Here is a 25760-nt window from a genome sequence, read left to right on the forward strand (position 1 = left end):
AATGAGATATAGATGAGAGACGCCGTTAGATGACAAAAAGCCTGTCTCGGCTAAGCCAGGTGCTCGAAGATAATTACCGTCTGGGTGGATGAGAACGCGCGGTTGGAGCCCAAGTGCGCGGCCACGAATGCCCGTAGGTCTTCGATGCTTTGGGTAGCCACCCGAACCAGCAAATCCGGCGAGCCGCCAAGAACGAAGACTTCCCTGACCTCGGCAAGCTCTTTGAGCTGATGCGCCGAGGAGAGCAAGCGGTCTCGGGCTGTGGACGAGACCACAATAGAGATCATGGCGTTGACGGCAACACCAAGAAGACGCTCATTGATCGCGGCATGGTAACCGGTGATCACCCCCGCCTTGGAGAGTGCTTTCACCCGGCCCAAGCAGGTCGATGGCGCCAAGCCGACTGTGGCAGCCAAGACGTTGTTGGCAATTCGAGCATCCTTGCTCAGCTCGGTGAGAATGGACAGATCCGTTTCGTCGACGCGAACAGGATTCGGCATGGCATCGCCTTGAACCGTCCATAATGAACCTGCCACGGCTAATCAACTCAATTCTTTGGAAAAGTTTGGATCTGGTCGCACTATATCGAACTAGATTCTACGATGGATGCACCAGGGAGAACGGAAGTCCTCCCGCTTTGATCTTGGCCGAACAGGAGATCCAATGACCACGGAACTGACCCGAGAGTCCCTTGCCCAATTGGACGCGGCAGACCCGCTGGTGGCCTTTGGCAACCGCTTCAACCTCCCGGAAGGCGTCATCTACCTCGATGGCAACTCATTGGGCGCGTTGCCGAAGGGTGCAGCCGAACGCGCCGCCCAGGTGGTGACCGAAGAATGGGGCCAGGGCCTGATCCGTTCCTGGAACACCGCCGGCTGGTTCGAGATGCCGCTGAAGCTCGGCGACAAGCTGGGGCGGTTGCTGGGCGCGAACCCCAGCGAGACTGCGATCACCGATACCACCACGCTGAATCTGTTCAAGGCCTTGGCCTCGGCACTGCGCACGCAGAAGGCCGATGCCCCGCAGCGCCGGGTGATTCTCACCGAACGAGACAATTTCCCCACGGACATCTATATCGCCGAGGGGTTGGCCGACCTGGTCAACTCGCTCTCGCAGGAAACCGGTGTGGCCTATGAGGTGAAGCTCATCGATGGAGAGTCCTCGCTGCGCGCTGGACTGGACGAAACTGTCGCCGTGGTGGCTCTGTCGCATGTGAACTACCGCACCGGTTCCATGTGGGACATGGGCGAGACCACTGCAGCCATCCACGGCTCCGGAGCCCTGGTGGTCTGGGATCTGGCCCATGCCGCAGGTGCAGTACCGATTGACCTGAATGCCGCAGATGCCGACTACGCTGTGGGCTGCACCTACAAGTACCTCAACGGCGGCCCGGGCTCTCCGGCTTTCATCTGGGTCAATGCCCGCCACCATGAACGTTTCTGGCAGCCGCTGTCCGGCTGGTGGTCGCACAAGTCGCCCTTCGAGATGGCTGACAGCTACACGCCAGCAAATGACATTCGCCGCTTCATGTGCGGTACCCAGCCGGTTACTTCACTGGCCATGATCGAGGTCGGCCTGGATATCGCGCTGGAAGCGGACATGGACAAGGTGCGCGCCAACTCGCTGGAGCTAGTGGACCTGTTCATCGAGCTGGTTGAAACCCGCTGCGCCGGCTACGGCCTGGAACTGGTGACTCCACGCGAACATGCTGCTCGCGGCAGCCACGTCAGCTTCCGCCATGAGCATGGGTACGAAATCATCGCTGCGCTCATTGACCAGGGCGTCATCGGGGACTACCGCGAACCGGAAGTCCTGCGCTTTGGCATCACCCCGCTGTACCTGACGCGTACCGATATCTGGGATGCCGTGGAGAAACTGCGTGAAATTCTGCACACCAATGCCTGGCAGCGCGAAGAGTACGCCGTGCGTAATGCCGTGACATAACGCAAATTCCGCCGCTTTCGGGTCTTGGTGCGCCGAAGCCGGCGAATCTGCGCGAGAGTAGCCTTAACAGCAGCACGGCATTTTCGATGCCGTGCTGTTCGCATAGGTCTAAAGGGAGCATCGTTGGGCAAGCAGCCGGTACGCGCCATTGAAGTCGGTTCGGGTTTGAAGAAGTCGCTGACTCCTGGGCAGATGTCCATGATCGCGCTGGGCAGTGCCATCGGCACCGGTCTTTTCGCGGGCAGCAAGCTCGCCATCGCCATGGCCGGTCCCTCGGTGATCATCAGCTACCTCATTGGCGGGGTCGTCGCCTTGCTGGTCATGGGCGCATTGGCGGAAATGACCGTCAAGCAGCCGGTAGCCGGTTCCTTCGGGGTCTACGCCGAACGCTATCTTGGACGTTTCGCCGGGTACCTGACCAAGTACCTGTACTGGTCGGCGCTGATCTTCGCCGTGGGCACCGAAGTCAGCGCGGTAGGCGAGTACATGCAGTACTGGTTCCCCGAGATTCCAGGGCTGGTTTGGGTCCTTGTCTTCTCGGCCGCGCTTTTGGGCGTGAACTTCTCCAGCGTGAAGATCTTCGGAACCACCGAATACTGGTTCTCCGCGATCAAGGTCTTCGCGGTGGTCGCGTTCATCATCATTGCCCTCTGGCTGGTGTTCCACGACCCCAGCGACCAATACGGGTTCCATAACTACTCGGCCGAAGGCGGCTTCTTCTCCAATGGCCTGTTCGGCATGTGGACCGCTGTCATCGTGGCGATCTTCTCCTACATGGGCATCGAGGCGATCTCCATTGCCGCCGCAGAAGCAAAGAACCCCAAGATTGCCGTACGCAAGGCCTTCAAGGTCTCCTTCCTGCGCTTGCTGCTCTTCTACGTGTTCACCATGGCCCTGATCCTCGCGGTGGCGCCCACCAGCGAACTGCTGGCCGGCGGATCGCCATTTGTCACTGTGATGTCCCAGATGGGTATCCCGTTCGCCGATTCGGTACTGAACTTCGTGCTCATCATTGCCGCGCTCTCGGCCATGAATGCCCAGCTCTATGCGGCAACCCGCATGCTGCATTCGCTGGCTGATTCCGGGCACGCGCCGCGCCTGGCACACCGGACCAACAGCGCGGGCGCTCCTATCCACGCGGTGTGGATGTCTGCCGGAGGCATCGCCGTGGCAGCACTGGTCTACGCGCTGGTTCCGGAGGGAGGCTTCGGCATCATGATGTCGCTGGCTACCTTCGGTGCCCTGGCGACGTGGTTCATGATCCTGGTGACCCACGTGTCCTTCCGCCGCCAGGTGCGCCTGGACCGGGCCGTCCTGGAGTACAAGCTGCCAGGCTACCCGGCCGCGTCGATTCTCGGCTCGGTACTGCTCGGCGGCCTGCTGGTGACCTCGTTCTTCGTGCCGGAATTCAAGTACACCCTGATCTTCGGTGTTCCCTTCGTCATCGTAATGTCGGTGCTCTACAGGCTGGTTTTCGCCGGCAAGAAACAGCCTGCGGCGAAGTAGCAGGGCAGTCGTCCGCGGTGCTGGTTCGCTTGAGATCTGCGGAGCGGGCACTAAGATCTTAAGGGGCCTGCCGGTTGGCAGGCGCCGCAACTTTCGAGGAGCAATGGTGGCCAAGCTGTATTTCCGCTACGGAGCGATGAACTCGGGCAAATCCACGAGCTTGCTGCAGGCTGCCTTCAACTACGAAGAACGCGGCCAGCGTATCCTGCTGGCCAAGCCGGGGGTTGACACCAAGGGCGAGAAATCAATCGTTTCCCGCCTGGGAATCGAACGCGAAGTCGACTTCAGCGTGGGGCCGGAAGAGAACCTCCGCGAGAAGTTCGCGGCCCATTGCCTCGGCGATGACCCTGATGCCTTGCTGCCGCATGTGGATGCGCCGCCGGTAGCCTGCCTGCTGGTCGACGAAGTTCAATTCCTCTCCCGCACCCAGGTCGATGATCTTCTGCGCATTGCCGTGCTCGATGATGTCCCAGTGCTTGCCTACGGTATCCGTACCGACTTCCGCACCCGTGCCTTCCCGGGCTCGGCACGCTTGATGGAACTGGCGCACTCGCTTGAAGAGCTGAAGACCATCTGCCGCTGCGGGCGCAAGGCCATGTTCAATACCCGCCGATCGGGTGACCACATTGTTTTTGATGGAGACCAGGTCGCTATCGACGGTGAAGAGGTCTGGTACGAGTCGCTGTGCGCTGCCTGCTATCTGGAAGCCTCCGGCGGCAAGCTGGGCTAGCTCGGTAGCCTTTCGGACCGGAAGCCTCGCGCCGGCCGATAGCCGCCGGCGGCCGGTCCACCCAGTGGCGGCCAGCCGGGTAAGGCGCTGGCCGCGGCCCATTCGGCGTTTTCGTTGCGGGTCAGAGTATCGCTGTAGCTTCGATCTCCACGAGAACTGCTGGCTCGTACAGTTGGGCCACGGCGATCAGCGATGCAGGCGGCATTGGAAGCTGCAACCCGATTTCCTCCGCGACGGATTCGACTCCTTGCATGAACTCCGATATTTTGCTGGTTTCCCAGTCGGTTACGTATACGGTCAGCCTGACGACGTCTTGGAACCCCGCCCCTGCCGAGTTCAAGCCTGCGGAAACGTTGCGTAGCGCCTGCGCCACCTGGCCAGCCAAATCGTCGGGGATCCTGGAGCCGTCGGGCATGTGGGCTACCTGTCCGGCGATGTGGATATGCCGCGTGCCGGATCCCACCGCTACGTGGTGGTAGGGAGTTCCGGGGAGCATCCCGGCGGGGCTTGAATAATTCACTGGCATGGAATTCTCCTTCAGTAGTTCGCTGCTGGATGCAGGTATAAAACTTATACTTGGTCTACAAAAGCAACTGCAACGAAACTAGGTGCAATGGAAGAAACCTCCGAATCGCCGCTGGGCATATCGGCTTCCCACCGCGAACTGCTCGACCAGGTCTTGGACAAGTGGTCTTTGCATGTCTTGAGCCAGCTTTGCGAATCACCCAAGCGATTCAACGAGCTGCGGCGAGCCGTTCCGGGAGTGAGCCAGAAGTCCTTGACCAATACGCTGCGCCGGCTGGAGCGAAATGGCGTCATCGACCGCAGGGTATTGCGCTCCCGTCCGGTAGCAGTCGAGTACCGTGTTGCGCCGATAGGCAAGACCATGCGCGCACCGATCGATGCGCTCCTCGACTGGACAGTGAGCCATATGCCCGATATCGAACAAGCGCGGGAACGATACGACCAGCTCGAAGAACAGAACGGCGATGGCTCATTCCAGGAAGAACCTCCAGAATGAAGGTTCATCCCGCTGGCCCTGCTTCCGGCGCATCGGGATCTCTCGAAGGTGCGGTACCGAAGGCCACGGAATCGAATATTCATCGGCACCGATTCATGCCGGACAGCTAGAGGGCCCAAACCCATTGCGGAAGCAACCGCCCGCTTGCGGCCGCAGGCAAATACCAGGGATTCCTGGAGGGAGTCGTGAACAAGGAATTGATGCATGATGCGATCGAGCAAGGGCGTACTGCCGAGGCTGTTGCCATGGCAGTGCTCCACGACCCTGGCATGCTGGTCGAAGAGCTCGACCACCACCGGATCACGCAGGACGCCCAACCGTACTGGGACTTCGCGCAGGAATGGATCGCTGCCGCTCGGGTGCTCGACAAGCCCAGCTGCTTGTCGACTCGGTGCGGGAAGCGAAGAACTACCTGGCAAGTTTGATTGAGGACGTCTCGGTCCTGAGCGATAACCCGGAAGCTGCCTTGGCCAAAAAGGAAGTTCGAGAAATGACCGCTAGCGCGCGGGAGCTGGCAGAGCTGGGAATTCCCGGCGCGAGGCGTTAGCCGATGAGGCCGGCAACGGCCCGCCGCAGCCCCCAGTCGAAGCCATCAGCCAGGGGCGCGTCGACATCGAGCTGCACGAGGTTCTGGCGGTAGGCGACCGAGCCGAGCACGTGGTTCAGCAAAAGCTGCTGTCCATGGCGGGCATTTTCGGCAGGCAGCCCTGCTGCTTCCAGCAGGGTGCGAAGCTGCAGCACCGGCTGGAGCTCGGTGGCCTGCATTGCGGTGGCGACTTCGATGACCTCGGGGCTGTCCTGGATCGGCAGCAACGCGAGGTAGAGCTTGCGCGCCAGCTGCAGGATTGCCTCGGATGGGGAATTGTAGTCCTCGGCATCCACCGACAGCGCAGGGGTATTCAGCAGCTGGGCGGCAACCTGCGCCAGCAGCTCCTGCTTGTTCTTCACATGCCAGTAGAGCGCACCGACCTGGACATCGAGTTCCTTGGCCAATCGGCGCATCGACAAATCAGCCAACCCGAACTGTTGCAGGATGCCGACCGCGGTGTCCACGACCGTTAACTGAGTCAATGCCATGGTGACAAGTCTAGTCGCAACGCCTGTGCGCGCTCAGGCTCCAAACACCGTGCGGTCCAGGAAGTCGTTGCGGAACTTGCCGGACGGATCCAGGCGCTGCGCCAATGCAATGAAGTCGTTGAACTTCGGATACAGCCCGGCCAGCTGCGTAGAGGTGGCTGCGAAGAGCTTGCCCCAGTGCGGGCGTGCCGCAAAAGGAGCCAGTGCTTCCTCGATCCGCGGTAGGAGCGCCTCGACAGCCTCCTGCTGGGATTTCCAGGTGAAGTGCAGGGCGATGCCGTCACGGCCGTAGTTTCCACTGAGCCACAGTTCATCGGCGGCAATGGTGCGCACTTCCGAGACCAGCAGCAGGGGAGTGATGGCGGGGGAAAGCCCGCGGACGGCCTGGATCGCTTCTGCCGCGTGCTCGCGCGGGACCAGGTATTCGGTCTGCAGTTCATCGCCGGCGCTGGGGGTGAAGTCCATGCGGAAATGCGCCAAGCGATCCGACCATGGACCGGTTGCTCCGAGCTGTTGGCTGCAGATGGACCCATCGGCACCGGGCAGCGGGTGCATCGCAGCAGTTGCCGGGAACCCGCCGAACCGGCCCTGGTCAAAATGCTCTACCAGCGCATCGCCGACGCGGCGCTTGAGCCAGGTCTGGCCTACCTGCTCGCCGCTCCAGTCAGTGAACAGGCTGACGCTGTAGGCCGAAGCCTGGATGGTGTCGAAGCCGTCGAGCACCTTGTCCCAGGACAGATCCTGGTAGACGGTCTGCTGCATCTCGAAGCTCGGCAGGATATCCAAGGTGAGGTGGGTCAGCACGCCCAGCGCGCCCAGGCCGACCACGATGCCATTGAAATCCTCGTCGCCGCGCTGCACGCTCAGTTGCGAGCCGTCGGCCAGCACCAGTTCCACTGCGCGCACGGCGGTGGCGAGGTTGCCATGGGTTTCGCCCGAACCGTGGGTTCCGGTGGATACTGCGCCGGCTACCGAGATATGCGGCAGGGAGGCGAGATTGTGCAGGGCATAGCCGGCGCGTTGAAGTGCATCAGCCAGGGCGCCGTAGGTGGTGCCGGCGCTGACGCGCACGGCCATGGCCAGCGCATCAATCTCGATGGCTTCCGGCATCTTGGCCAGCGTGATCATGGTTTCGCGGGTATCGGCGATGTCATTGAAGGAATGGCGGGAGCCCAGGACCTTCACGGCCTTGGCTGCGCGAACAATATCCTGCAGCTGCTCGAGGCTGGCGGGAAACAGCAGTTGCGCGGCCCGGTATTCAAGATTTCCGGCCCAGTTCAGTTCCTTGTTGCGCAGTTCCACGGCTAATCCTTACTTGTCGAGCCACTGGCTGGAAACCAGTGCGCGATAGCGTTCCAGTATCTGCGGGGCCAGTTCCATCGCTGGGACTTGGGCAGTGCCCTGGGCCCAATTGGGGAATTCCCCGGCCAGTACGCCGGCCGCCTGGCGGGCTGCGCCATCGGCGACGTATTCGCCCGGGGCCGGGATCAAAATTGGCAATCCCAGGATCTGGGCGGCGATCTGCTGGACCGCGCGGGACTGCGCTCCACCGCCGACAAGGATGATGCGCTGCGCTTCAACCCCTTGGGCTTCCAGTGCGCGCAGGCCGTCGGCTAGCGAGCAAACCACCGCTTCCACGGCGCTGCGGGCCAGATTCGCGGCGGTGTAGTTGGCTCGGGTGATGCCATGCAGCGAGCCGGTGGCCTCTGGCAGGTTCGGGGTGCGCTCGCCGTCGAAGTAGGGCAGCAAGGCCAGCCCGTCGCTACCCGGGACGGCGGATAGTGCCAGGTCATTGAATTCTTCGAGGCTGACCTGCAGCAGGGTGGCGGTGGCATCGAAGATGCGGGTGGCATTCAGGGTGCATACCAATGGCAGGTAGTTGCCGGTGGCGTCGGCGAAGCCTGCCACCAGGCCGGAGGCATCTGCCGATGGGGAATCGGCAACCGCGAAGACGGTGCCGGAGGTGCCCAGGGACATGACGACGTCGCCCACCGTGGCGCCTACGCCCAAGCCGGCCGCGGCGTTATCGCCCGCGCCGGCACCGATCAGTGCTCCGGAAGTGGTGCGGCCAATGGATTCCAGCGGGCCAGCGACCGTAGGCAGAATCGGGGCGTGGCCCAGATGCTGCTCCAGCGCCTCGTAGTCATAGGCGTTTTCGGCGGCACGGTAGTAGCCGGTGCCCGAGGCATCCGAACGATCGGTGCGCAGGGCGGCCAGCCCTGCTGCCCCGGAGCCCGGGCCGTAGCCGGCCAGGCGCCAGGACAGCCAGTCGTGCGGCAGGCAGACGGCAGCGACCTTGGCCGCGTTCTGGGGCTCATTGTCCCTCAGCCAGCGCAGCTTGGTCAGCGTGATCGAGGAGACCGGGACGGTGCCGGTGCGCTGTGCCCAGTACTGGGCGCCCGCCGCGGCATCGCCCTGGCCTGCCTCGGTGATGATCTGGCTGGCCGCCTGCGCGCTGCGGGTGTCGTTCCACAGCAGTGCCGGGCGGATCATCGCACCGCTGGCGTCGAGCACCACCATGCCATGCTGCTGCCCGCCCACCGAGATGGCGTCCACGTCGTCCAGGCCCCCGGCCTGGGCGATCGCTTCCTGCAATGCGCTGAACCAGGATTCCGGATCCACTTCGGTGCCATCGGGGTGCGAGGCACGGCCGGAGCGGACCAGGGCGCCTGTTGCGGCGTCGCGGATGACCACCTTGCATGACTGGGTGGATGAATCTATGCCGGCAACGAGCGTCATTGTTCTTCGGCTGCTTTCTGCGGTGGGCGGGGGTGAGCGGTCTAGCGGGCGTTGAGCAGGTGCTCGATGGCCAGCTGGTTCAGGCGGATGAACGCGAAGTTGCGCTGCGCTGCGGCGTTGGCGTCGAAGTCGGCGAAGCTTGCCGCATCGTCCATCAGCTGCTGCGCGGTTTCGCCGGCGTCCAGGGTGCTCTCGCCCAGCTCGAACACGCCCGAGAGCTTCATCGCCTCCTGGACCTCGGGGTCTGCGCGGAATGCCTGTGCGCGTTCCTTGAGCATCAGGTACATGGACATGTTTGCCTTGGCCGAGTCCCACACGCCGTCGTAGCCGTCGGTGCGCGATGGCTTGTAGTCGAAGTGGCGGGGGCCATCGTACTTGGGTCCGCCGGTCGGGAAGCCGTTCTCCAGCAGGTCGACGGTGAAGAAGGCGCTGGTCAGATCGCCGTGGCCGAAGACCAGGTCCTGGTCGTACTTGATGCCGCGCTGGCCGTTGAGGTCGATGTGGAACAGCTTGCCTGCCCACAGCGCCTGGGCGATGCCGTGGGTGAAGTTCAGGCCAGCCATCTGCTCGTGGCCGGTCTCCGGGTTCAATCCGACAATGTCCCCGTGTTCCAGCTTCTCGATGAAGGCCAGGCCGTGGCCTACGGTTGGCAGGAAGATGTCGCCGCGTGGCTCATTCGGCTTCGGCTCCAGCGCGATGCGCAGGTTGTAGCCTTTTTCCTTGATGTAGCCGGCTGCGGTGTCCACGCCTTCGCCCATGCGGTCAAGTGCCGCGGCCAGGTCCTTCGAGCCGTCGTACTCGGCGCCTTCGCGGCCGCCCCACATGACGAAGGTTTCGGCGCCCATTTCGGCTGCCAGGTCGATGTTGTGCAGGACCTTGGCCAGCGCGAAGCGGCGGATCGAGCGGTCGTTGGAGGTGAAGCCGCCATCCTTGAATACCGGGTGGCTGAACAGGTTGGTGGTCACCATCGGGACCTTCAGGCCGGTTTCCTTGAGTGCTGCACGGAAGTCCGAAAGGATCTGCTCGCGCTGGGAAGCGGTGGCGTCAAAAGGAATCAGGTCGTTGTCGTGGAAGGTGATGCCGTAGGCGCCGAGCTCGGCCAGCTTGTGGACAGCTTCCACCGGATCCAGGTTCTTGCGGGTGGCGACACCGAAGGGATCGGCACCGGTCCATCCCACGGTCCACAGTCCAAAAGTGAAGCGGTCGGCGGCGGTTGGCTGAAGAGTCATGGGATGCATCCTTGGATCGGGGGTTGGCTGATGCCATTTAGTTTATGTCCTGAACTATATGGGTGGTGATGCGCTAGAGTCAATAGCGAGCAGTGAACGATTCGTCCCAATAAATTCTCAAGGAGAAGGCATGCGCCAACCAGCGTCTAGCGCCCGTGCCGCAAGCTCTTCGGCCCCGGGTAACGTCGGAGACGTGCGCAAAGCCAACCTGGCCAGGGTCCTATCGGTGATCGCAGGCGCAGGGGAAGACCAGCGGTTATCACGCGCCGATATCGCCCAACTCAGCCAGCTCACCAAGGCCTCGGTCTCCAGCCTGGTCGCCGATTTGCTGGCGGCCGGACTAGTTATCGAAATTGGCGTGCACCGCGACGGGGAACGCGGGCGGCCCTCGGTGGGGCTCATCCTGAACCCCGCACGCTGTGTCATGGGCATGGAAATCAACGTTGACTACATAGCCGCCGGGCTGGTGGACCTCAGCGGCAAACTGCTGGCACACGAAATCCTGCCCAGTGCCAACCACAGCTCAACAGCCAGCGAAGTGCTCGCTGCGCTGGGAGAGCTGAGTCAAAGGCTCCAAGCTGCCGCCCGGGCCCAAGGGCTAATGATTCTCGGCGGCGGGTTGGCTGTTCCTGGTTTGGTCAACGAGGAGCGGTACACCGTCCTGCAGGCCCCTAACCTCGGCTGGGAGCGGCAAGACCTGGATGTCGCAGCATTGCTGCCCGACGCCAAAACCCGCTTCAGGCTCTTTAACGAAGCCAACGCCTCAGCGCTGGCCCAGCAGCAGTTGATGGACGTCCAAGAACGCGACTTCCTGTTTGTCTCCGGGGAAGTGGGCATCGGTGGCGGATTGATAATCGACGCTGAACTTTTTGCCGGTCCCCAGGGACACGCCGGTGAACTCGGGCATGTGGTGATTGCCCCCGAGGGCAGGGCCTGCAGCTGCGGCGGTCGTGGATGCTTGGAAACCATTGCCGGGCAGGAAGCGATCCTGGCTGCCGCTGATCTAGGGGCGATGGTCGATAGCGCCTCGCGCCAACGGCGGATCCACCAGCTATTCCAAGCGCTGGAAACCGGAACCGAACCCGCGCTGAGCGCGGTAGCCGAGGCCGGAAAATCCTTGGGAATTGCGGTGGCCTCGGCCATGCGCCTGTATGACGTTTCCACGGTAGTCTTTGGCGGGCACTTTGCCGCCCTGGAACAGTGGCTACGTCCTGCCATGGAAGCCAGCCTCCAGATGCACGCGCCGAGCATCGCCGGCCAGGCTCGACTGCTGTGCTCGCCGCTGGGTCAAACAGGTGCGCTGGTCGGTGCCGCGCGCAGCGTGGCGGGGGACCTGTTGGAGGCCCCGCATCAGCTGGTGGGTTGAGAAACGCCTACCGGCTGCTGCAGTTCGGCCACCCAATCACCTTGGTCTTCGGAGATGGCACGCACGTAGACTTCGCGGCACGGACCGGTCGGAACCAAACCGCGGGCTAGGACTTCTTCGTGCACGGCCTGCCAGCTTTCATGGATGGTGTCCATGGAGCCGAGGTGCACTCCGCAGATGGCTTCGGGCACCGCGGGGAGCTCGATGATTTCGACATCGGCGAGGTTGGGAGCGTTAGTGGCGTATCCGGCAATGACCTCTACTCCATCCTCAGTTCCGTTGTATTGCGCAATGGGCGTGGCAAGGCTTTGGCCCTGAATGGACTGCGCGATTCTGTCGAAGAGCGGGCCGATGCGACCAGCGATTTCAGGTTGCTCGGACACCGTGAAGCGGCCTGCGGCCAAGCGCACTGCGGGCAGTGGCTTGTGGATGATTTCAATGCGTGACATGAGATTCTCCTTTGAGATCAAGCGCAGGCGCCGTTGCACATCCTGCAGCCGCTGCGTGGCCAGCCGGTGTTCGGCCTCGACCTGCGCGGCACGATTCTGCAAGTGCTCAGCAATCTTTTCCGCGGTGGCTCCCTGATCCAGGATCAGGGAAACCTCTTCCAGGCCGAAACCCAGCTCGCGCAAGGCCACGATCTGATGCAAGCGCTGGAGCTGGGAAGGGTCGTAGGAACGGTAGCCGCTGCACGGGTCTACGTGGGCGGGCTTGAGCACCCCGGCGGTATCCCAGTGCCGCAGCATGCGGTGGGTAACCTGGCCGATCTGCGCAAACGCCCCGATGGATAGCATGCTTCAGTTCTCCGCCCTCACACTGTGTCAGGGGCAAGCCCTTGGCTGGTTTTGGAATAATTGTTGCATCGCGAGAGTTCTCCCGGGCGGTTTTGACGGCCGGCAAAGTTCCGGAATCTCCGAGCAGCTACGCATGAATCCTTGGATGAGGCAGCAGCTGGCTATAGTCTTCCAGGGTGAAGACCCGTCAAACCGCCTTGCGCTTCCTCAACCTGGCTCGGATACTGTGGGCGCTGGCCACCCTGGGCGCTATCGTGGCGACCTACGCCGACACTGCCTCACGGGGCCCGGTGCAGCCACTGAATTTCTTTGGCTACTTCACCATCCAGTCGAATCTGGTGGTGGTTCTGGTCGGGCTTATCGCAGGACTGATGGGCCTAGCCAAGGGTGCTTCGATGCCCCGCTGGGTTGTGGGCCTGCGTGCCATGGCGAGCGTGTGCATGGTCGTGGTCGGGCTGATCTACCTCACGCTGCTGGCACCCTTAGGGGCCGCAGGCGGGGTTCCGCTTCCTTGGGCGAATTGGGTAATGCATATTCTCGGTCCCCTGCTGGTTCTGGCCGATTGGCTCTTGGCCAGGGACCGTACTTCCCTGTCCTACCGGGCAGTGCCGCTATTGCTGATTTACCCGTTGCTCTGGACCGGGGTAGTGCTGATTCGCGGAGCGTCCGATGGATGGGTTCCTTACCCGTTCCTCGACCCGGATCAGGGATACCCCGTCATTGCCCTGTACGTTGTTTCCATTGCCGTGCTCTTCGCGGGAATAGCTTTTCTGGTTGTCGCTTATGGCCTGCGTGGGCGACATCGTGACGTGCAACTCGAGATTCGCTAATCGTTTCGGTAAACTTTGGTCGTAAGAGCCCCTAACTCTTGCAACGGACCTTCAGGTTTCAGTGAGCAGGACAGGGGCATATTTTTTGTCCGGCACCGTGCCGGGACGGCGCTAAGCACGCCGCAACCGCTGCTTTAAGCAAGGGGGAGGATCCCATGCCAGCAATCGTGATCGTCGGAGCCCAATGGGGCGATGAAGGCAAAGGAAAGGCTACCGACCTGCTCGGTGGCAAGGTCGACTATGTAGTGAAGCCAAACGGCGGCAACAACGCCGGGCACACCGTGGTCGTAGGCGGCGAGAAGTACGAGCTCAAGCTCCTTCCTGCCGGCATCCTTTCCCCGAACGCCACTCCGATTATCGGCAATGGCTGCGTGGTGAATCTTGAAGCCCTCTTCGAAGAAATCGACGGCCTGGAATCGCGCGGCGCCGACACCTCGAAGCTGCGCGTTTCGGCCAACGCCCACCTGGTGGCCCCGTACCACCAGACCATGGACAAGGTCACCGAACGCTTCCTGGGCAAGCGGGCCATCGGCACCACCGGCCGCGGCATCGGCCCCGCCTACATGGACAAGGTCGGACGCCTGGGCATCCGCGTGCAGGACGTCTTCGACGAGTCCATCCTGCGCCAGAAGGTCGAAGGCGCACTGCGCCAGAAGAACGAGCTGCTGGTCAAGATCTACAACCGCCGCAGCGTCGAGGTCGAGGAAATCGTCTCGTACTTCCTCTCCTACGCCGAGCGCCTGCGCCCGCTGGTCATCGACTCCACCTACGAGCTGAACAAGGCTCTGGACGAGGACAAGGTCGTGCTGATGGAAGGCGGCCAGGCCACCTTCCTGGACGTGGACCACGGTACCTACCCATTCGTGACGTCCTCCAACCCGACTGCTGGTGGCGCGTCCGTGGGTTCGGGCATCGGCCCGACCCGCATCACCCGCTCCATCGGCATCATCAAGGCCTACACCACCCGCGTGGGTGCTGGTCCGTTCCCTACCGAGCTGTTCGACGACATGGGCCTCTACCTGCAGAAGACCGGTGGCGAATTCGGCGTAAACACCGGACGCCCGCGTCGTTGCGGTTGGTACGACGCCGTGCTGGCTCGCCACGCCTCGCGCGTGAACGGCTTCACCGACTACTTCGTGACCAAGCTGGACGTGCTCACCAACATCGAGCAGATCCCGGTGTGCGTGGCCTATGACGTTGACGGCGTGCGCCACGACGAAATGCCGATGACGCAGACCGACTTCCACCACGCGAAGCCGATCTTCGAGTACTTCCCGGGCTGGACCGAGGACATCTCGGGCGCACAGACCATGGAAGATCTTCCGGAGAACGCCCGGAACTACATCCTGGCCCTGGAGAAGATCTCCGGAACCCGCATCTCCGCCATCGGCGTAGGCCCGGACCGCGATCAGACGATCGTGCGCCACGATTTGATCAAGGACTAGTTCCTGTAGCCAAGGAGCCGCCGCAGTTCATCAGCTGATGAACTGCGGCGGCTCCTTTTCGTGCACTAGAACCTAAGACATGCTGGTAGTGCGGTTCAGGCACCCCAAGATGAAATTCTCGGACTGGATGGCGGGCATGGCGGTTTCTTCGGACATGCACAACCAGCACGTGGATGGATCACGAAGAAACTCGAATGCCGGAACAGATTACTTGTCAGCGGGCATTGCCGTGCATGAGGCCGGGCAGGTTCTGACAGGCCGCAAATGAGGCACGGCATCTTTCATGTTTCCGGGTGGCAAGCCGGAGCCGGACGGACCTCCTATCGATGCGGCCGTGCGAGAAGTGAGTGAGGAGCTACGGACAACCCCGTGTCTTGTTATGTACCTGGCGGGGTGAGCCGGTCGATCCGTTTTCTGGTGTCAGCGGCAACGTCGAGGATCATGGGGGTGAACCAGCCTTCTGCGCGCGATTGCTCGATGAGCGCCGGGAGCGCATCCAGCATCGCTTCCAGAGTGGCGCGGATCTGCCTGGCGGCAATTTTCGCTGGGATACCCCACGAGGACACTTCGTCCATCAGGTGCCTGCCGTTGACTTCGTCGATGTGCACGCCGGCGCCTACGTGCAGGGACAGCTCGCGGTCGGCGTGCTCCCATGCTGCGGTGGGGACCACATCGTAGGCCGGCGCCAGTCGCACGGTTCCGCGGTCGATGGTCAGCCCGATGTTCCGGGCGTGCATGTCGCAGTTCCCCAAGGCCAAGTTCACGGTCAGGTATTTGAGCAGGAGTTCGCGCTCTCGCGGAGGATTTGAAGCGTTGTCGGTGAGGACCTGGGCGATTAGCTTCAGCGTGGGGGATTTCTCTGCGGGTTTCTGGTACTTCTGCTTCATGCCGAGCGCTTGGCAGAAGTCCTCCTGGTGGATGCGCCGCACAGGTTCGGATTGGGCGTCGCGGTCGTAGCGTTCAACCAGGATTGCTTTGCGGCCTTGGACGGTGATGACTTCGGCGGCGGCGGCGATTTGGCGTTTGGAGCGGCTCAGGCGCACGGAGGCTTCGACCAGCCTCAGGCCGAACAGTTCCAGCTCGGCGATGGACGGCCATTGTTCGGTGCCGTCTTCGTTCAGCCGCGCGGGTTTGAGGATGTGGGTGGTGGGGCTGCCGTCCAGGGGCATGCCGATGCGGGGTCCGTCGCGGACTACGAGCAGCTTGCCTTGGAGTCCTCCCAGGCTCACCCGGATGGAGCTGTCGATGCCGATGCCCAGGGGTGCTGTGGGCAGGTTGGTGATGGCTTTGGCCAGTTCCTCGGCGGTGGTCCAGCGGATATTGTGCGGTTCGTTGTTGGGTTCTTCGCCCAGGGGGAGCACTTGGACGGCGCCGGCGCAGTCCTTACCGTAGGCGCCGAGCATCATGAAGGTGTCCACGTGAGCGATTCTCGCCTTGTCGGCGAGCATTTTGCGGATGTCGTCTTCTGGCAGCAGGCCGTCCAGGAAGTGGACGCATTCGACCCAGGGGTAGGGTTCTTCCCGGATGGGCAGCTTGGTGGACAGCAGTGCGCTGCTGTTTTGAGCTTCGGGGGTGTACTGCAGGGAAATGGTGCCGAAGCCGTGATCGGTGATGGTGGCCGTGTGCACTCCATCGAACCATAGTGCCAGCTGTGGGTCCGCCACCTCAGCTCCTCTTGACTCGGTGGTGGATGCTGCGGGCGTTGTGGGCCATGCTGTTGCGGATGGCGTTGGTCTCGCCGGAGTGGCGCGGGGCGATGAGCAGATCCAGGCCGAGGATGGACATGATTTCGAGCAGGATGTTGGCGTTGCCGAGCTTGCCGTTTTCGATCGCGCTGATGGTGTTGCGGGAGATGCCGAGCTGGTCGGCGACGTCCTCTTGGCTCAGTCCGAGGTCGATGCGCTGTTTGCGCAAGGTGCTTCCTATGGCTTTGGGGTCGTTTCGCATGCGCCCGCCTTTCTCTTAAAGCCCATTTTATCGTGAATTAACCCCGATGACATCATAATGTACTGATTTTTGCGCTTTAGTAGGTCAGTGGCTTTAATGAGCAGAATCTTGTGCATTAGCGCATGGTGAGCATTAATGCCCAGAAATTTGATCTTTAATCACTGTGTGCCACTAAAGACCAAAAAACTGCGCATTACCGCTAAGGTGCCAAAAGGCCAGCACCACCAGCAAGCTGGTCGTGCTGGTGGTGCTGGCAATCATCATGATCGGCCTGGGTCAGCTGCCACACCATCTATTTCGGGTGATGAAAATATGAGCATCAACGACAGATCAGAAATAAAGGGTTTCAAGTCTGCGGGAGCGATAAAGAAGCCGAGATGCCAACGCTGCAATACTGCCGTTTCTAAGTTCCCGTGCGGCAAAGACGCGTCCTGCTGAATTGTGAACTCATAATTTCATGTTCCGCTTGGATTCCTGCGCAGCCTATTCTGGGGCGCTGGATGTCGAACAGAAAACGAGTACTGTGCCCAGCGGTTTTCACCGCTGGGCACAGGGCTCGAATCTTATATGCTCCACTCGGTATTCTTGGCGGACTAGAGCGTAGGCTCTTGTGCCGTGGCATTGACCGGAGCGTCCTGGATCTTGCCCGCAACGCGCAGGTTCCAGTGCTCAATCACCTGTCGGTCCGTCGACTTGGTCAACAGCGAAACAGCAATGAACGCTGCTGCCGAAGCGATCAGACCGTAGTAGATCGGCTCATTGGCGTAGACGCCGTCGAACTTGTTCTCAGCCTGGATCTCCAAGATGATCATCGTGCCCAAAGTAGCTATTGATCCTGCCGCCATGGAGGCTGTGGCCCCAGCGCCATTGCCGCGCTTCCACAGCAGGCCGCCGATGATTGCCACCAGCAATCCGCCCACCAGGATGTCGTAGGCAATGGTCAGTGCTGCGACCACGTCGTCCACCAGGATCGCCAAGGTGACCGTGACGACGCCCAGCGCCATCACCCAGATGCGGTTCGCGCGCACGTCATGCTCGGGGTTCTCATCGGTATTCACTTCCACGCGCTTGCCGAACCAGCTGGCGACAAATGGGGTGACATCGGTGCGGGCCACGGTTGCGGCGGCGATCAGCGCTCCGGAGGCGGTGGACATCATCGCGGCCACGGCTGCGGCCATGACCAATCCGCCCACCGCAACTGGCAGCAGCTGAGTGGCGACCTCGGCATAAACCACGTCCTTGTTCTCCGCCGCGCCCGCGATATTCGGCAGCGCCACCTTCGCGGCCATGCCAATCAGTGCGCCGGCAGCGCCGTAGAAGATGCAGTAGATGCCAGCAGTCATCCCGCCCCAGCGGGCGACCTTCGGGGTTTTGGCGGTGAAGACGCGCTGCCAGATGTCCTGGCCGATCAGCAGGCCCAAGGTGTAGACCACGAAGTAGGTGATGATCGACTGCAGCCCCATGCCGGTGAAGCTGAAGAATTCGGCGCCCATGCGCTCGCGGATGCCATCCAGGCCGCCGGCGGCATGCATGGAGAAGGGCAGCATCAGGGCGAAGATGCCGATGGTCTTGATGATGAACTGCACCTGGTCGGCCAGGGTGATGGACCACATGCCGCCGATGGTCGAGTAGATGACCACGATGGCGCCGCCGATGGCGATGGCCAGCCATTTCTCCCAGCCGAAGAGCACCACGAAAATGGTGGCGTAGGCGCTGGTGGAGGTGGCGCAGAGCATCAGCGTGTAGGCCAGCATGACGATGCCGGAGGTATTGGTTGCCGCCGCGCTGCCGTAGCGCAGGGTCAGCATCTGCGAAACGGTGAAGACCTTGAGCTTCTGCAGCGTCGGGGCGAAAGCCAGCGACAGCAGGATCACGCCTGCGCCAATAGCCACCACGAGCCACATGCCGGAGATCCCGTGCTTGTAGCCCAGGCCAACGCCGCCCACGGTCGAGGCTCCGCCGAGCACAACTGCCGCCATGGTTCCGGTGTAGAGGAAGGGGCCCAGGCGCCGGCCGGCCACCAGGTAGTCGCTGCTGTTCTTGGTGCGGGATTTGCCCCACCAGCCAAAGGCCAGCATTGCGGCCAGGTAGGCGGCGACAATCGCGCCGTTGATGAATTCCATGGAGAACCTCGATGTCCGGATGAAGGCAGCGCTTACTGTAAGTAAACTTTTGTTGCATCACAGGCTACTAGCGCTGGCGCTGCCGATCAATGGAAATCGCGAACATTGCCCACCGCACTGCTCTAGCCAGCCGCAATGTGACGAAGCAAACCGTTCCATTCAGTGAAACTTTCTAGACATTTTGCGTTCAAATATGATTCACATACGGCATCGTGTCACATATGCGTAGCATTCGATCGGCAATGTGTGCAATCGCAGCTTGTTTAGTACTGTTTCACGTTGACGCAGCGTTGCATCATTGGCCAGCAGGGCCGTTTTCCCCGCCGTTGCGTCAGACGATTTCTCGAAACCAGAAAGACGCCTAGAAGATGAGTGAAAATGGTCAGGGCCTGACAAAGAAGTCGGCCGGACACGTCATTGTCGACACGCTTGCCGCGCACGGCGTGGAACGCGCCTACGTGGTGCCGGGTGAAAGCTACCTGGATGTCCTTGATGGGCTGCACAACTCGCCCATCGAAACCGTGGTCTGCCGCCACGAAGGCGGAGCCACCTACATGGCCGAAGCCGAAGGCAAGATGCACCAGCGCCCCGGCATTGCCATGGTGACCCGTGGCCCGGGGGCTGCCAACGCCCACGTCGGCCTGCATACCGCATGGCAGGACTCGACCCCGCTGGTGCTGTTCGTGGGACTGATCCCGTTCGAGCACCGCGAAAAGGAAGCCTTCCAGGAATTCGATCCCAAGGCATGGTTCGGCACCGGCGCCAAGCGCGTCATGATCCTGGACCACGCCGATCGCGCCAGCGAAGTCGTTGCCGAGGCAATGTTCGCTGCCATGTCCGGACGCCCGGGCCCGGTGGTTGTCGGCCTGCCAGAAGACATCATCCGCAACGAAGTTTCTGCCGAAATTCATCCAGAAATCCCGGTGGCTACCGGTGGCATGACCGTGACCGACTGGAAGGCGCTGAATGCCGCCTTGCAGGACGCGGATAAGCCGCTGTTCATTTTCGGCGGCAACGACTGGTCCCATGAGGGTGCTGCGGACTTCACCCGTTGGCTCGAGGAACACGACCTGCCGGCCGCTGCCGAATGGCGTTGCGAGGGTACCGTGCCTTTCAACTCGCCATCCTATGTTGGGCCGATCGGCTACGGACGCCCCAAGCCAACCTACGACCTGCTGGAAGAAACGGATCTGCTGATCTTCGTCGGCACGGTCCCAGGCGACGTCATCACCGACGGCTTCAACGTCCGCCAGAACTGGGACAAGAAGAACTTCCTGGTGACCATCGACCCATCGCTGCGTGGGCGTTCCGGCCCGGTTTCGCACCAGATTGTCGCCAAGCCCGACGTCTTCGTTCGCGACCTGCTGCTGATGGATTTGCCGGTCAAGGAATCCTGGAAGGAATGGACTTCCCGGATGCGCGGCGAGCAGGAGAAGTTCGCCGAACTTCCACCAGCCCAGCCGTCCGCGGGGCAGGCGAAGATGGCAACCATGATGGCTAATCTGGTCGAATCCTTGCCGGAAGACGCCCTGGTGACCTTTGGCGCTGGTGAGCACACCAACTGGGCCCACCGCTACTTCCCGACCAACGGCTACGCTTCAATGCTCTCGGCCCGCAACGGTTCCATGGGCTATTCGATTCCTTCCGCCGTAGCCGCTTCGCTGAACTACCCGGGGCGCCGCGTGGTGACCATCGCAGGCGACGGCGAGTTCTTGATGAACGGCCAGGAACTGGCTACCGCTGCCCAATACGGTGCCACCCCGCTGGTGATCGTCATGGACAACCAGCAGTACGGCACCATCCGCACCCACCAGGAACGCCAGTACCCGGAAAGGGTTTCCGGAACCCAGCTGGCTAACCCCGATTTCGCGCTGATGGCGCAGTCCTTCGGCGGGTTCGGCGTTCGCGTCGAGAATGATTCAGATGTTCCGGCAGCCCTGGAAAGTGCGCTGAAGGCTATCGACGAAAACAAGAAATTTGCGTTGATCCACTTGGTGGTAGAACAGGGCGTCAAAGCCTACTAGGCACTGGGAGCGCTTAGCGAACAGTCGGGTCTGCGACGTATGATTCCAGCGGGTATCGTTTTTAGTGATACCCGCTGGATGCTTTAACCGGCAGAGCGCAACAGACCGAGACCTTCAATCGTGGAGCGGCCCTAAAATGAACGATGCCCTTATTGCTAGCCTCCTCCGGGCGGTCGAAGCAGCTCCGGACGACCATGCCCTGCGATTGCATCTGGCTGAGCAGATGAACGGCGCCGGCCGATCCGCCGAAGCGCTGTCGCATGTCAGCACCGTGCTGCAGCAGGATCCGGGAAACGCGTCCGCGCTGGGAATGCTTGGAGCGATCAGCGCGTCGATGGCCGCAACGATGGCCCCGCAGGCGCCCGTCGTACCCGCAGCGGATGCCGCGCCCGCTGGAAACCAGCAGATCGACACGCCACCAGGCTACGACTGGGAAGCAGGTTCCAAGGAACTCGGAAGTTCGCTGCCGGCGCCCTTTATTGAAGAACGGGTCCCACTGGAATCAAATGCGGGGTCCGATGCCCCGGATGTTCCCATCGAGAACCCGGCCGGACCGGGAGTCACCCTGGATGATGTGGGTGGCTTGCAGGCGGTCAAGGACCGCCTGCACGAATCCTTCCTGGCACCGATGCGCAACGCCGCAATTGCCAAGGCTTTTGGCAAATCATTGCGCGGCGGGCTACTGCTGTATGGGCCACCGGGATGCGGCAAGACTTTCCTGGCTCGCGCGGTGGCCGGTGAGCTGAAAGCCAATTTCATGTCTGTCACCATTACCGATGTGGTTGACTCCTACATCGGTGAAACGGAAAAGCGGCTCAAGGCGATTTTCGACCAGGCCCGCAAGAATGCTCCAACGGTTCTCTTCATCGATGAGATTGATGCCATCGGCATCCGCCGCGGTTCGCTGACTGGATCCGGCGCGTGGATGCGCCAGATGGTCAATCAGCTGCTGATCGAGATGGATTCGCTTGCGGGAAACAACGATGGCCTTTACGTTCTGGGGGCTACCAACCACCCATGGGATCTGGACGAAGCACTGCTGCGTCCAGGCCGGTTGGACCGGACCCTGCTGGTGACTCCGCCGGACGCGCCGGCACGTGAGTCCATCTTGCGGTACCACCTGAAGAACCGCCCGATTGCCGGAATCGACCTGAATTGGATTGCGGCACAGACCGACGGGTTCTCGGGTGCGGATCTGGAGCACGTATGCACCACTGCCGCCGAGAAGGCAATGATGCAATCCATCGAGCGCAACGAGGTTCTTCCCTTGGACATGAGCCATATCAGAACTGCCCTGGCGGAAATCAAGGCGTCGACTTTGCCGTGGCTGGAATCCGCGCGAAATGTGGTGCGCTTCAGCAACCAGCATGGCCGCTACGATGATTTATCCGAGTATCTGGTTTCGCAGAACATGCTCTAGAAAGCACCGGGGGAGTACACCGCATGGAATTCGAGCGATTGCATCACCGGATCACTCACAACCTGGCTATCGGACGTGAAGCCGAAGCGATCGCGTTGCTGAAGGATAATCTCAACGAGCACCATCAGGTCCCTGCGTTTTGGATTCTCTATTCGTCATGCCATTTGAACCTCAAGCAGTGGACCGAAGCGGAGTCCGCTGCCAGAGCCGGGCTGAACCTGGATCCTGCCAACCCGGTAGCCGGGGAGTGCCTGGCCGTCGCCCTGATGCGCCAGCATCGCCGGGGCGAGGCACTGCTGGCAATCCGGCAAGTAATCGAAACGGAACCGGAATACGGCAACGGGCACTACTGGCTGAGCATGATCACGCTCAGCGATATTCGGAGCAATGATGACCGGGTGCTAGCCCGCCAAGTCATCGAGCACGCGATTCGGCTGGAGCCGGGGAACCCCGCTTACTACCAGGGCGCAGCGCTTGTTGCCGAAGCCCAGGATGACAATCGGGCGGCTCTCGGGTTCCTCCAGACCGGGCTGCAGCTCGACCCCAACGATCAGGGGCTATTGCGTGCGGCCGGCAGTATCGGCAATGGCGAAAAAATCGTTGGGGAACAAGCCGATGTGCTGCGTGGATTGATATCCATGGATCCGATGAACGAAGGCCTGCATCAGGACTACGCGGAAACCTTCGTTGCGAAGCAAACTGCCTACGCTAATCGGTTCTGGCTTTTCACTCCGGTGCTGGCAGTTGCCGCTGCCTTGGGGCAGCGGGCTGGTGGAACCGGGGCGCTGCTGGCGATTGCCGCCATTGCCATCGTGGCCGGGCACTTTGGATGGTGGAACAAGAAGGCGTACAGCAAGGCGGCCAGGTCGTTGCCCGCCGGCTACGCCAAGGACATTGATGCGCGCTTCCCCAAACTGCCCCGAGCCATTCGCTCCTACCGGATTGGTTGGCTCCTGAGCACGAGCGGAGCGGTCCTGGGCTGTTTCCTGCCGGTGGCTGGCATCATCGTGATGCTGCTCGGTGTGCTGGCAAGCCAGCTAGGAGCACTGTGGATCCTGCAAGAAAATGCTGGCCCGCCAAGAAAGGGCTCCGACCGCCACGAGCAACGCCGGTACCTGGTCCGGTGCAGCGGCTTGCACGTGGCTGGCTTCTGGAAGCGGGCGTGCCTGGCGCTCATCCAGCTAGTGCTCTTAGGGATTTGCTTGGCCAATGAAAGCAGGATCGCTGCCGTGCCAGCCGGATCGGTGGCCGCCGGACTGCTGGTGCCTGGCATTTCCTTGCTGGCAGCGCAAGTCCGTCTTGGATTCAAGGAAAATGCTTTTGCCTACGGGCTGGCTGTCAGCTCCTCGGCCAAAAACCGGAACTTGGCCATGCTTCGCGGCAATATCGGCGGCCTGTATTTCATCGGGGTGCATCTGTTCGCCGGGCTGTTTGCCGCGGCTGCTTCGCTGGGGCTGCTCATATCGGGAGTGGAGGGTTCGCTGGATTCGCCACCGGAGCCCCGTCATCCAAGCCAGGATAGCGTCCTCGACCAAGACTTGCTGAATCAGCTCAAGGATGTGGAAACGCCGGATTCCCAGCCCCGTGAATACTCGATCCCTTCGCTGCCGGACATGCCCGATATCCCGTCCCTCGGCGTCCCGAACCAGTGAGCAGGAACCTACGCGGAAAAGATCACAACGCCGTGGGCCTTTCTGTCTTGGCACGCGCCCGCTGAAGAAATAAGATGAATTGCTACCGATTCCCGTGAGCACTAGAACCCCAACCACGAGGTGGATAATCTGATGGCACAGATGAGCGAAGAGCTCATTGAGCAGTGGGCTGACGCAACTGCTGAAATCTACAATGAGTCCCTGACTGGCATTAATCTGAGCCGTCTGCCCGAGGCAGTGGCTCAGTACGTCGACCTCTTCGCGCAGAGCGAGAACTTGACGTTCAATGGGGAGGCCACCCCCACCGATTACTTCGATAATCACCCATTCCTCGCGGTGACCGCAGTGCTCAACAGCCCAGAGGCGCTGGAAGCCCTGGATTCCGATGCGCAGGACGCGTTGGATGCGATGGTTGACTTCACCGAGGCCTGGTACAACTTCGACCTCGAGAATGAGCCGGAACTCGGTATCTCCGAGGCGGATGGCGACGACGAAGAAGACTGGTAAGCCTTCTGCCGCCCAGGGGCCGGCACCCAGCAGCGTACGCGCGCTGGGTGCCGGCCTTTGCTGCAGGCGGCCGGAAACCGGATTGCATGCCAACAGCCATGAAGCTATTCCATTTGGCCGCCGAGGGTGGCACTATGCGGATATGAGCCAGTTCAGCGTTTTCGAGAGCACCGTGGTCATTCACCTGCCGGTGCACCGTGTCTGGGAGCTGCTTACCGATTGGGCAGCAACACCCTTGTGGATCCATGGGATCGGCTCCATGCATTCGGACGACCCGCAGCTCAAGGTCGGCACCCAGCTGGTATACCGCGTTGCCGGCCATGAACGCGTGTATCGCGTCCATGACCTGATCGAGAACCGCTTGCTGATCCTGCACACCTCGGAGAATCCCGATGGGCTCTCCTACCGCTACGACCTGAAGGACGACGCGGGGCATACCGAGGTAGTGCTGCAGGTGGCAATCATCAACCCGGATCTGACGGTGGAGCAGTGCGAGGAGCTGGCGGCAAATATCCGCGAAAGCGAAGGTGACAAGCTGGACCAGCTGCGGCTGTACGCAGAGCAGGCCCCCTGAGCACCTGCGCGGCGCAAGACTATTTCGTCGCGCCGGGAGCAGGAGCCGAAGCATAGGCCGTCGAATTCTCCAGCTGGCCATTGAATAGCTGGTCCACGGTGACCGGGGTGTAGCCCTCGGCCTTCAGCTTCTCCACGAGATCCGGCAGTGCCTTGACTGAGCTCTCATGGATGTCATGCATCAAGATGATGGAGCCCGGATGGACTTCGTCCATGGCGATGCGCACCGTTTTCTCCGGATCGTGGTGCTTCCAATCCAGGGTGTCAACATCCCACAGCACCAACGGGTAGGGCACCAGCCGGTCATAGACGGCACCGTGATTCCCATAGGGCGGGCGGAAGACGGTGGGCTCGTGGCCGGAGGCCTTTTCTACCGCTTCGCTGGTCCATCCCAGCTCATGCTGGATCTGTTCCCTGGTCAGCGTCGTGAGATCCGCATGGTCCCAGGTATGGCTGCCCAGCTGGTGGCCTTCGGCGGCCATGCGCTTGACCGCGTCGGGGTATTTGGCAATGTTCTTCCCGACCATGAAGAAGGTGGCTGGCGCATCCGCGGCCTTCAGCTCGTCGAGCAGCCGCCCGGTGTACTGGCCAGGTCCGTCATCGAAGGTCAGCGCCACGCATCGAGCCACGGCGCAATCCACCTGCTCGCTTGCCGCGGAGCCCGTGGGTTGCGCATCGGGAGCAGGCGCTGGTGCAGGGGAACAGGAAACCAGGAATGCCGGGCCCAGCGCCAACAGCGCCAACAGGGCCAGGTGCGCCATGTCGGGCAATCGAGAAGTCATCCTTCCACCTTCCCGCCATGCCCGGTCCGTGCCCGGGAACTACACGCGAAA

The 25760-nt window shown here is 61.7% G+C and carries 26 protein-coding genes; 15 read left to right on the top strand and 11 right to left on the bottom strand.

Features of this window, described 5'->3' with window-relative positions; all coding sequences use genetic code 11:
- Positions 1-50: 50 nt before the first annotated feature.
- A complete protein-coding gene (locus M2368_RS11665; protein ID WP_133834961.1) occupies positions 51-500 on the bottom strand; it encodes an Lrp/AsnC family transcriptional regulator in 450 nt (149 codons plus the stop codon).
- A 163-nt stretch (positions 501-663) separates the two neighbouring features.
- Here M2368_RS11665 and kynU point away from each other — a divergent pair, with 163 nt between their 5' ends.
- From kynU to M2368_RS11680, 3 genes are all read left to right on the top strand, one after another.
- The gene (gene kynU / locus M2368_RS11670) at positions 664-1944 is read left to right on the top strand and encodes a kynureninase (protein ID WP_332731524.1); all 1281 of its coding nucleotides are present in this window, start codon (positions 664-666) and stop codon (positions 1942-1944) included.
- Positions 1945-2067: 123 nt separating this feature from the next.
- A complete protein-coding gene (locus tag M2368_RS11675; protein ID WP_402697466.1) occupies positions 2068-3450 on the top strand; it encodes an amino acid permease in 1383 nt (460 codons plus the stop codon).
- A 106-nt stretch (positions 3451-3556) separates the two neighbouring features.
- Complete coding sequence (locus M2368_RS11680; protein ID WP_133834958.1) at positions 3557-4180, top strand: thymidine kinase; 624 nt, start codon at positions 3557-3559, stop codon at positions 4178-4180.
- Positions 4181-4301: 121 nt separating this feature from the next.
- On the opposite strand, the gene M2368_RS11685 is transcribed toward M2368_RS11680, so the two are convergent.
- A complete protein-coding gene (locus tag M2368_RS11685; RefSeq protein WP_133834957.1) occupies positions 4302-4706 on the bottom strand; it encodes a RidA family protein in 405 nt (134 codons plus the stop codon).
- 87 nt (positions 4707-4793) lie between these two features.
- Here M2368_RS11685 and M2368_RS11690 point away from each other — a divergent pair, with 87 nt between their 5' ends.
- Together M2368_RS11690 and M2368_RS11695 are read left to right on the top strand one after the other, a co-directional pair.
- Positions 4794-5201, top strand: a complete 408-nt coding sequence (locus tag M2368_RS11690; protein WP_128470770.1) for a winged helix-turn-helix transcriptional regulator — start codon at positions 4794-4796, stop codon at positions 5199-5201.
- Positions 5202-5386: 185 nt separating this feature from the next.
- Positions 5387-5626, top strand: coding sequence for a hypothetical protein (locus M2368_RS11695; protein ID WP_133834956.1), 240 nt, complete (start codon positions 5387-5389; stop codon positions 5624-5626).
- Positions 5627-5744: 118 nt separating this feature from the next.
- On the opposite strand, the gene M2368_RS11700 is transcribed toward M2368_RS11695, so the two are convergent.
- From M2368_RS11700 to xylA, 4 genes are read right to left on the bottom strand one after another with little or no spacing between them, the layout of a single operon-like run.
- On the bottom strand, positions 5745-6278 hold the full coding sequence (locus tag M2368_RS11700; protein ID WP_133834955.1) for a TetR/AcrR family transcriptional regulator: 534 nt from the start codon (positions 6276-6278) through the stop codon (positions 5745-5747).
- A 33-nt stretch (positions 6279-6311) separates the two neighbouring features.
- Positions 6312-7580 (bottom strand): FAD-binding protein, encoded by a 1269-nt coding sequence (locus tag M2368_RS11705; protein WP_388024624.1) that lies wholly within the window; start codon positions 7578-7580, stop codon positions 6312-6314.
- A 9-nt stretch (positions 7581-7589) separates the two neighbouring features.
- Positions 7590-9017: a xylulokinase gene (gene xylB / locus M2368_RS11710; RefSeq protein WP_498724525.1), complete on the bottom strand. Its 1428-nt coding sequence runs from the start codon at positions 9015-9017 to the stop codon at positions 7590-7592.
- 41 nt (positions 9018-9058) lie between these two features.
- On the bottom strand, positions 9059-10246 hold the full coding sequence (gene xylA / locus M2368_RS11715) for a xylose isomerase (RefSeq protein WP_105662643.1): 1188 nt from the start codon (positions 10244-10246) through the stop codon (positions 9059-9061).
- A 130-nt stretch (positions 10247-10376) separates the two neighbouring features.
- On the opposite strand from xylA, the gene M2368_RS11720 reads away from it, so the two are divergent.
- A complete protein-coding gene (locus M2368_RS11720; protein WP_332488375.1) occupies positions 10377-11612 on the top strand; it encodes an ROK family transcriptional regulator in 1236 nt (411 codons plus the stop codon).
- Here the strand turns inward: M2368_RS11720 and M2368_RS11725 are convergent.
- A complete protein-coding gene (locus M2368_RS11725; RefSeq protein ID WP_332503703.1) occupies positions 11597-12406 on the bottom strand; it encodes a MerR family transcriptional regulator in 810 nt (269 codons plus the stop codon). The two genes, M2368_RS11720 and M2368_RS11725, sit on opposite strands and share 16 nt — an antisense overlap.
- 176 nt (positions 12407-12582) lie before the next feature.
- Here M2368_RS11725 and M2368_RS11730 point away from each other — a divergent pair, with 176 nt between their 5' ends.
- The 4 genes from M2368_RS11730 to M2368_RS11745 all read left to right on the top strand — a co-directional run bounded on the left by M2368_RS11730 (position 12583) and on the right by M2368_RS11745 (position 15078).
- Positions 12583-13236 carry a Pr6Pr family membrane protein gene (locus M2368_RS11730; protein ID WP_105657920.1) on the top strand — a complete coding sequence of 218 codons (654 nt, stop codon included), beginning with the start codon at positions 12583-12585 and terminating at the stop codon, positions 13234-13236.
- A 155-nt stretch (positions 13237-13391) separates the two neighbouring features.
- Positions 13392-14681 carry an adenylosuccinate synthase gene (locus M2368_RS11735; RefSeq protein WP_133834950.1) on the top strand — a complete coding sequence of 430 codons (1290 nt, stop codon included), beginning with the start codon at positions 13392-13394 and terminating at the stop codon, positions 14679-14681.
- A gap of 109 nt (positions 14682-14790) precedes the next feature.
- Positions 14791-14949 carry a hypothetical protein gene (locus M2368_RS11740; RefSeq protein WP_402697469.1) on the top strand — a complete coding sequence of 53 codons (159 nt, stop codon included), beginning with the start codon at positions 14791-14793 and terminating at the stop codon, positions 14947-14949.
- 15 nt (positions 14950-14964) lie between these two features.
- Positions 14965-15078, top strand: a complete 114-nt coding sequence (locus M2368_RS11745) for an NUDIX domain-containing protein (protein ID WP_286172329.1) — start codon at positions 14965-14967, stop codon at positions 15076-15078.
- Here M2368_RS11745 and M2368_RS11750 read toward each other — a convergent pair.
- From M2368_RS11750 to M2368_RS11760, 3 genes are all read right to left on the bottom strand, one after another.
- Positions 15059-16345 (bottom strand): HipA domain-containing protein, encoded by a 1287-nt coding sequence (locus tag M2368_RS11750; RefSeq protein ID WP_133834949.1) that lies wholly within the window; start codon positions 16343-16345, stop codon positions 15059-15061. The two genes, M2368_RS11745 and M2368_RS11750, sit on opposite strands and share 20 nt — an antisense overlap.
- Before the next feature lies 1 nt (position 16346).
- Entirely contained in the window at positions 16347-16628 is a 282-nt protein-coding gene (locus M2368_RS11755) for a helix-turn-helix domain-containing protein (protein ID WP_133834948.1), read from the bottom strand.
- A gap of 593 nt (positions 16629-17221) precedes the next feature.
- Complete coding sequence (locus M2368_RS11760; RefSeq protein ID WP_498724526.1) at positions 17222-18751, bottom strand: sodium:solute symporter family protein; 1530 nt, start codon at positions 18749-18751, stop codon at positions 17222-17224.
- 368 nt (positions 18752-19119) lie between these two features.
- Here M2368_RS11760 and M2368_RS11765 point away from each other — a divergent pair, with 368 nt between their 5' ends.
- From M2368_RS11765 to M2368_RS11785, 5 genes are all read left to right on the top strand, one after another.
- A complete protein-coding gene (locus M2368_RS11765; RefSeq protein ID WP_498724527.1) occupies positions 19120-20775 on the top strand; it encodes a thiamine pyrophosphate-dependent enzyme in 1656 nt (551 codons plus the stop codon).
- A gap of 136 nt (positions 20776-20911) precedes the next feature.
- Complete coding sequence (locus tag M2368_RS11770) at positions 20912-22195, top strand: tetratricopeptide repeat protein (protein WP_498724528.1); 1284 nt, start codon at positions 20912-20914, stop codon at positions 22193-22195.
- Positions 22196-22218: 23 nt separating this feature from the next.
- Complete coding sequence (locus M2368_RS11775; RefSeq protein WP_498724529.1) at positions 22219-23847, top strand: hypothetical protein; 1629 nt, start codon at positions 22219-22221, stop codon at positions 23845-23847.
- A gap of 132 nt (positions 23848-23979) precedes the next feature.
- Positions 23980-24354 (top strand): hypothetical protein, encoded by a 375-nt coding sequence (locus tag M2368_RS11780; protein ID WP_105657927.1) that lies wholly within the window; start codon positions 23980-23982, stop codon positions 24352-24354.
- 142 nt (positions 24355-24496) lie between these two features.
- The gene (locus M2368_RS11785; protein WP_166650869.1) at positions 24497-24928 is read left to right on the top strand and encodes an SRPBCC family protein; all 432 of its coding nucleotides are present in this window, start codon (positions 24497-24499) and stop codon (positions 24926-24928) included.
- 19 nt (positions 24929-24947) lie between these two features.
- On the opposite strand, the gene M2368_RS11790 is transcribed toward M2368_RS11785, so the two are convergent.
- Entirely contained in the window at positions 24948-25709 is a 762-nt protein-coding gene (locus tag M2368_RS11790) for a polysaccharide deacetylase family protein (protein ID WP_402741724.1), read from the bottom strand.
- Positions 25710-25760 lie beyond the last annotated feature (51 nt).

Source organism: Arthrobacter sp. JUb119, from assembly GCF_024807995.1.
In the GTDB taxonomy this organism is placed as follows: Bacteria; Actinomycetota; Actinomycetes; order Actinomycetales; family Micrococcaceae; genus Glutamicibacter.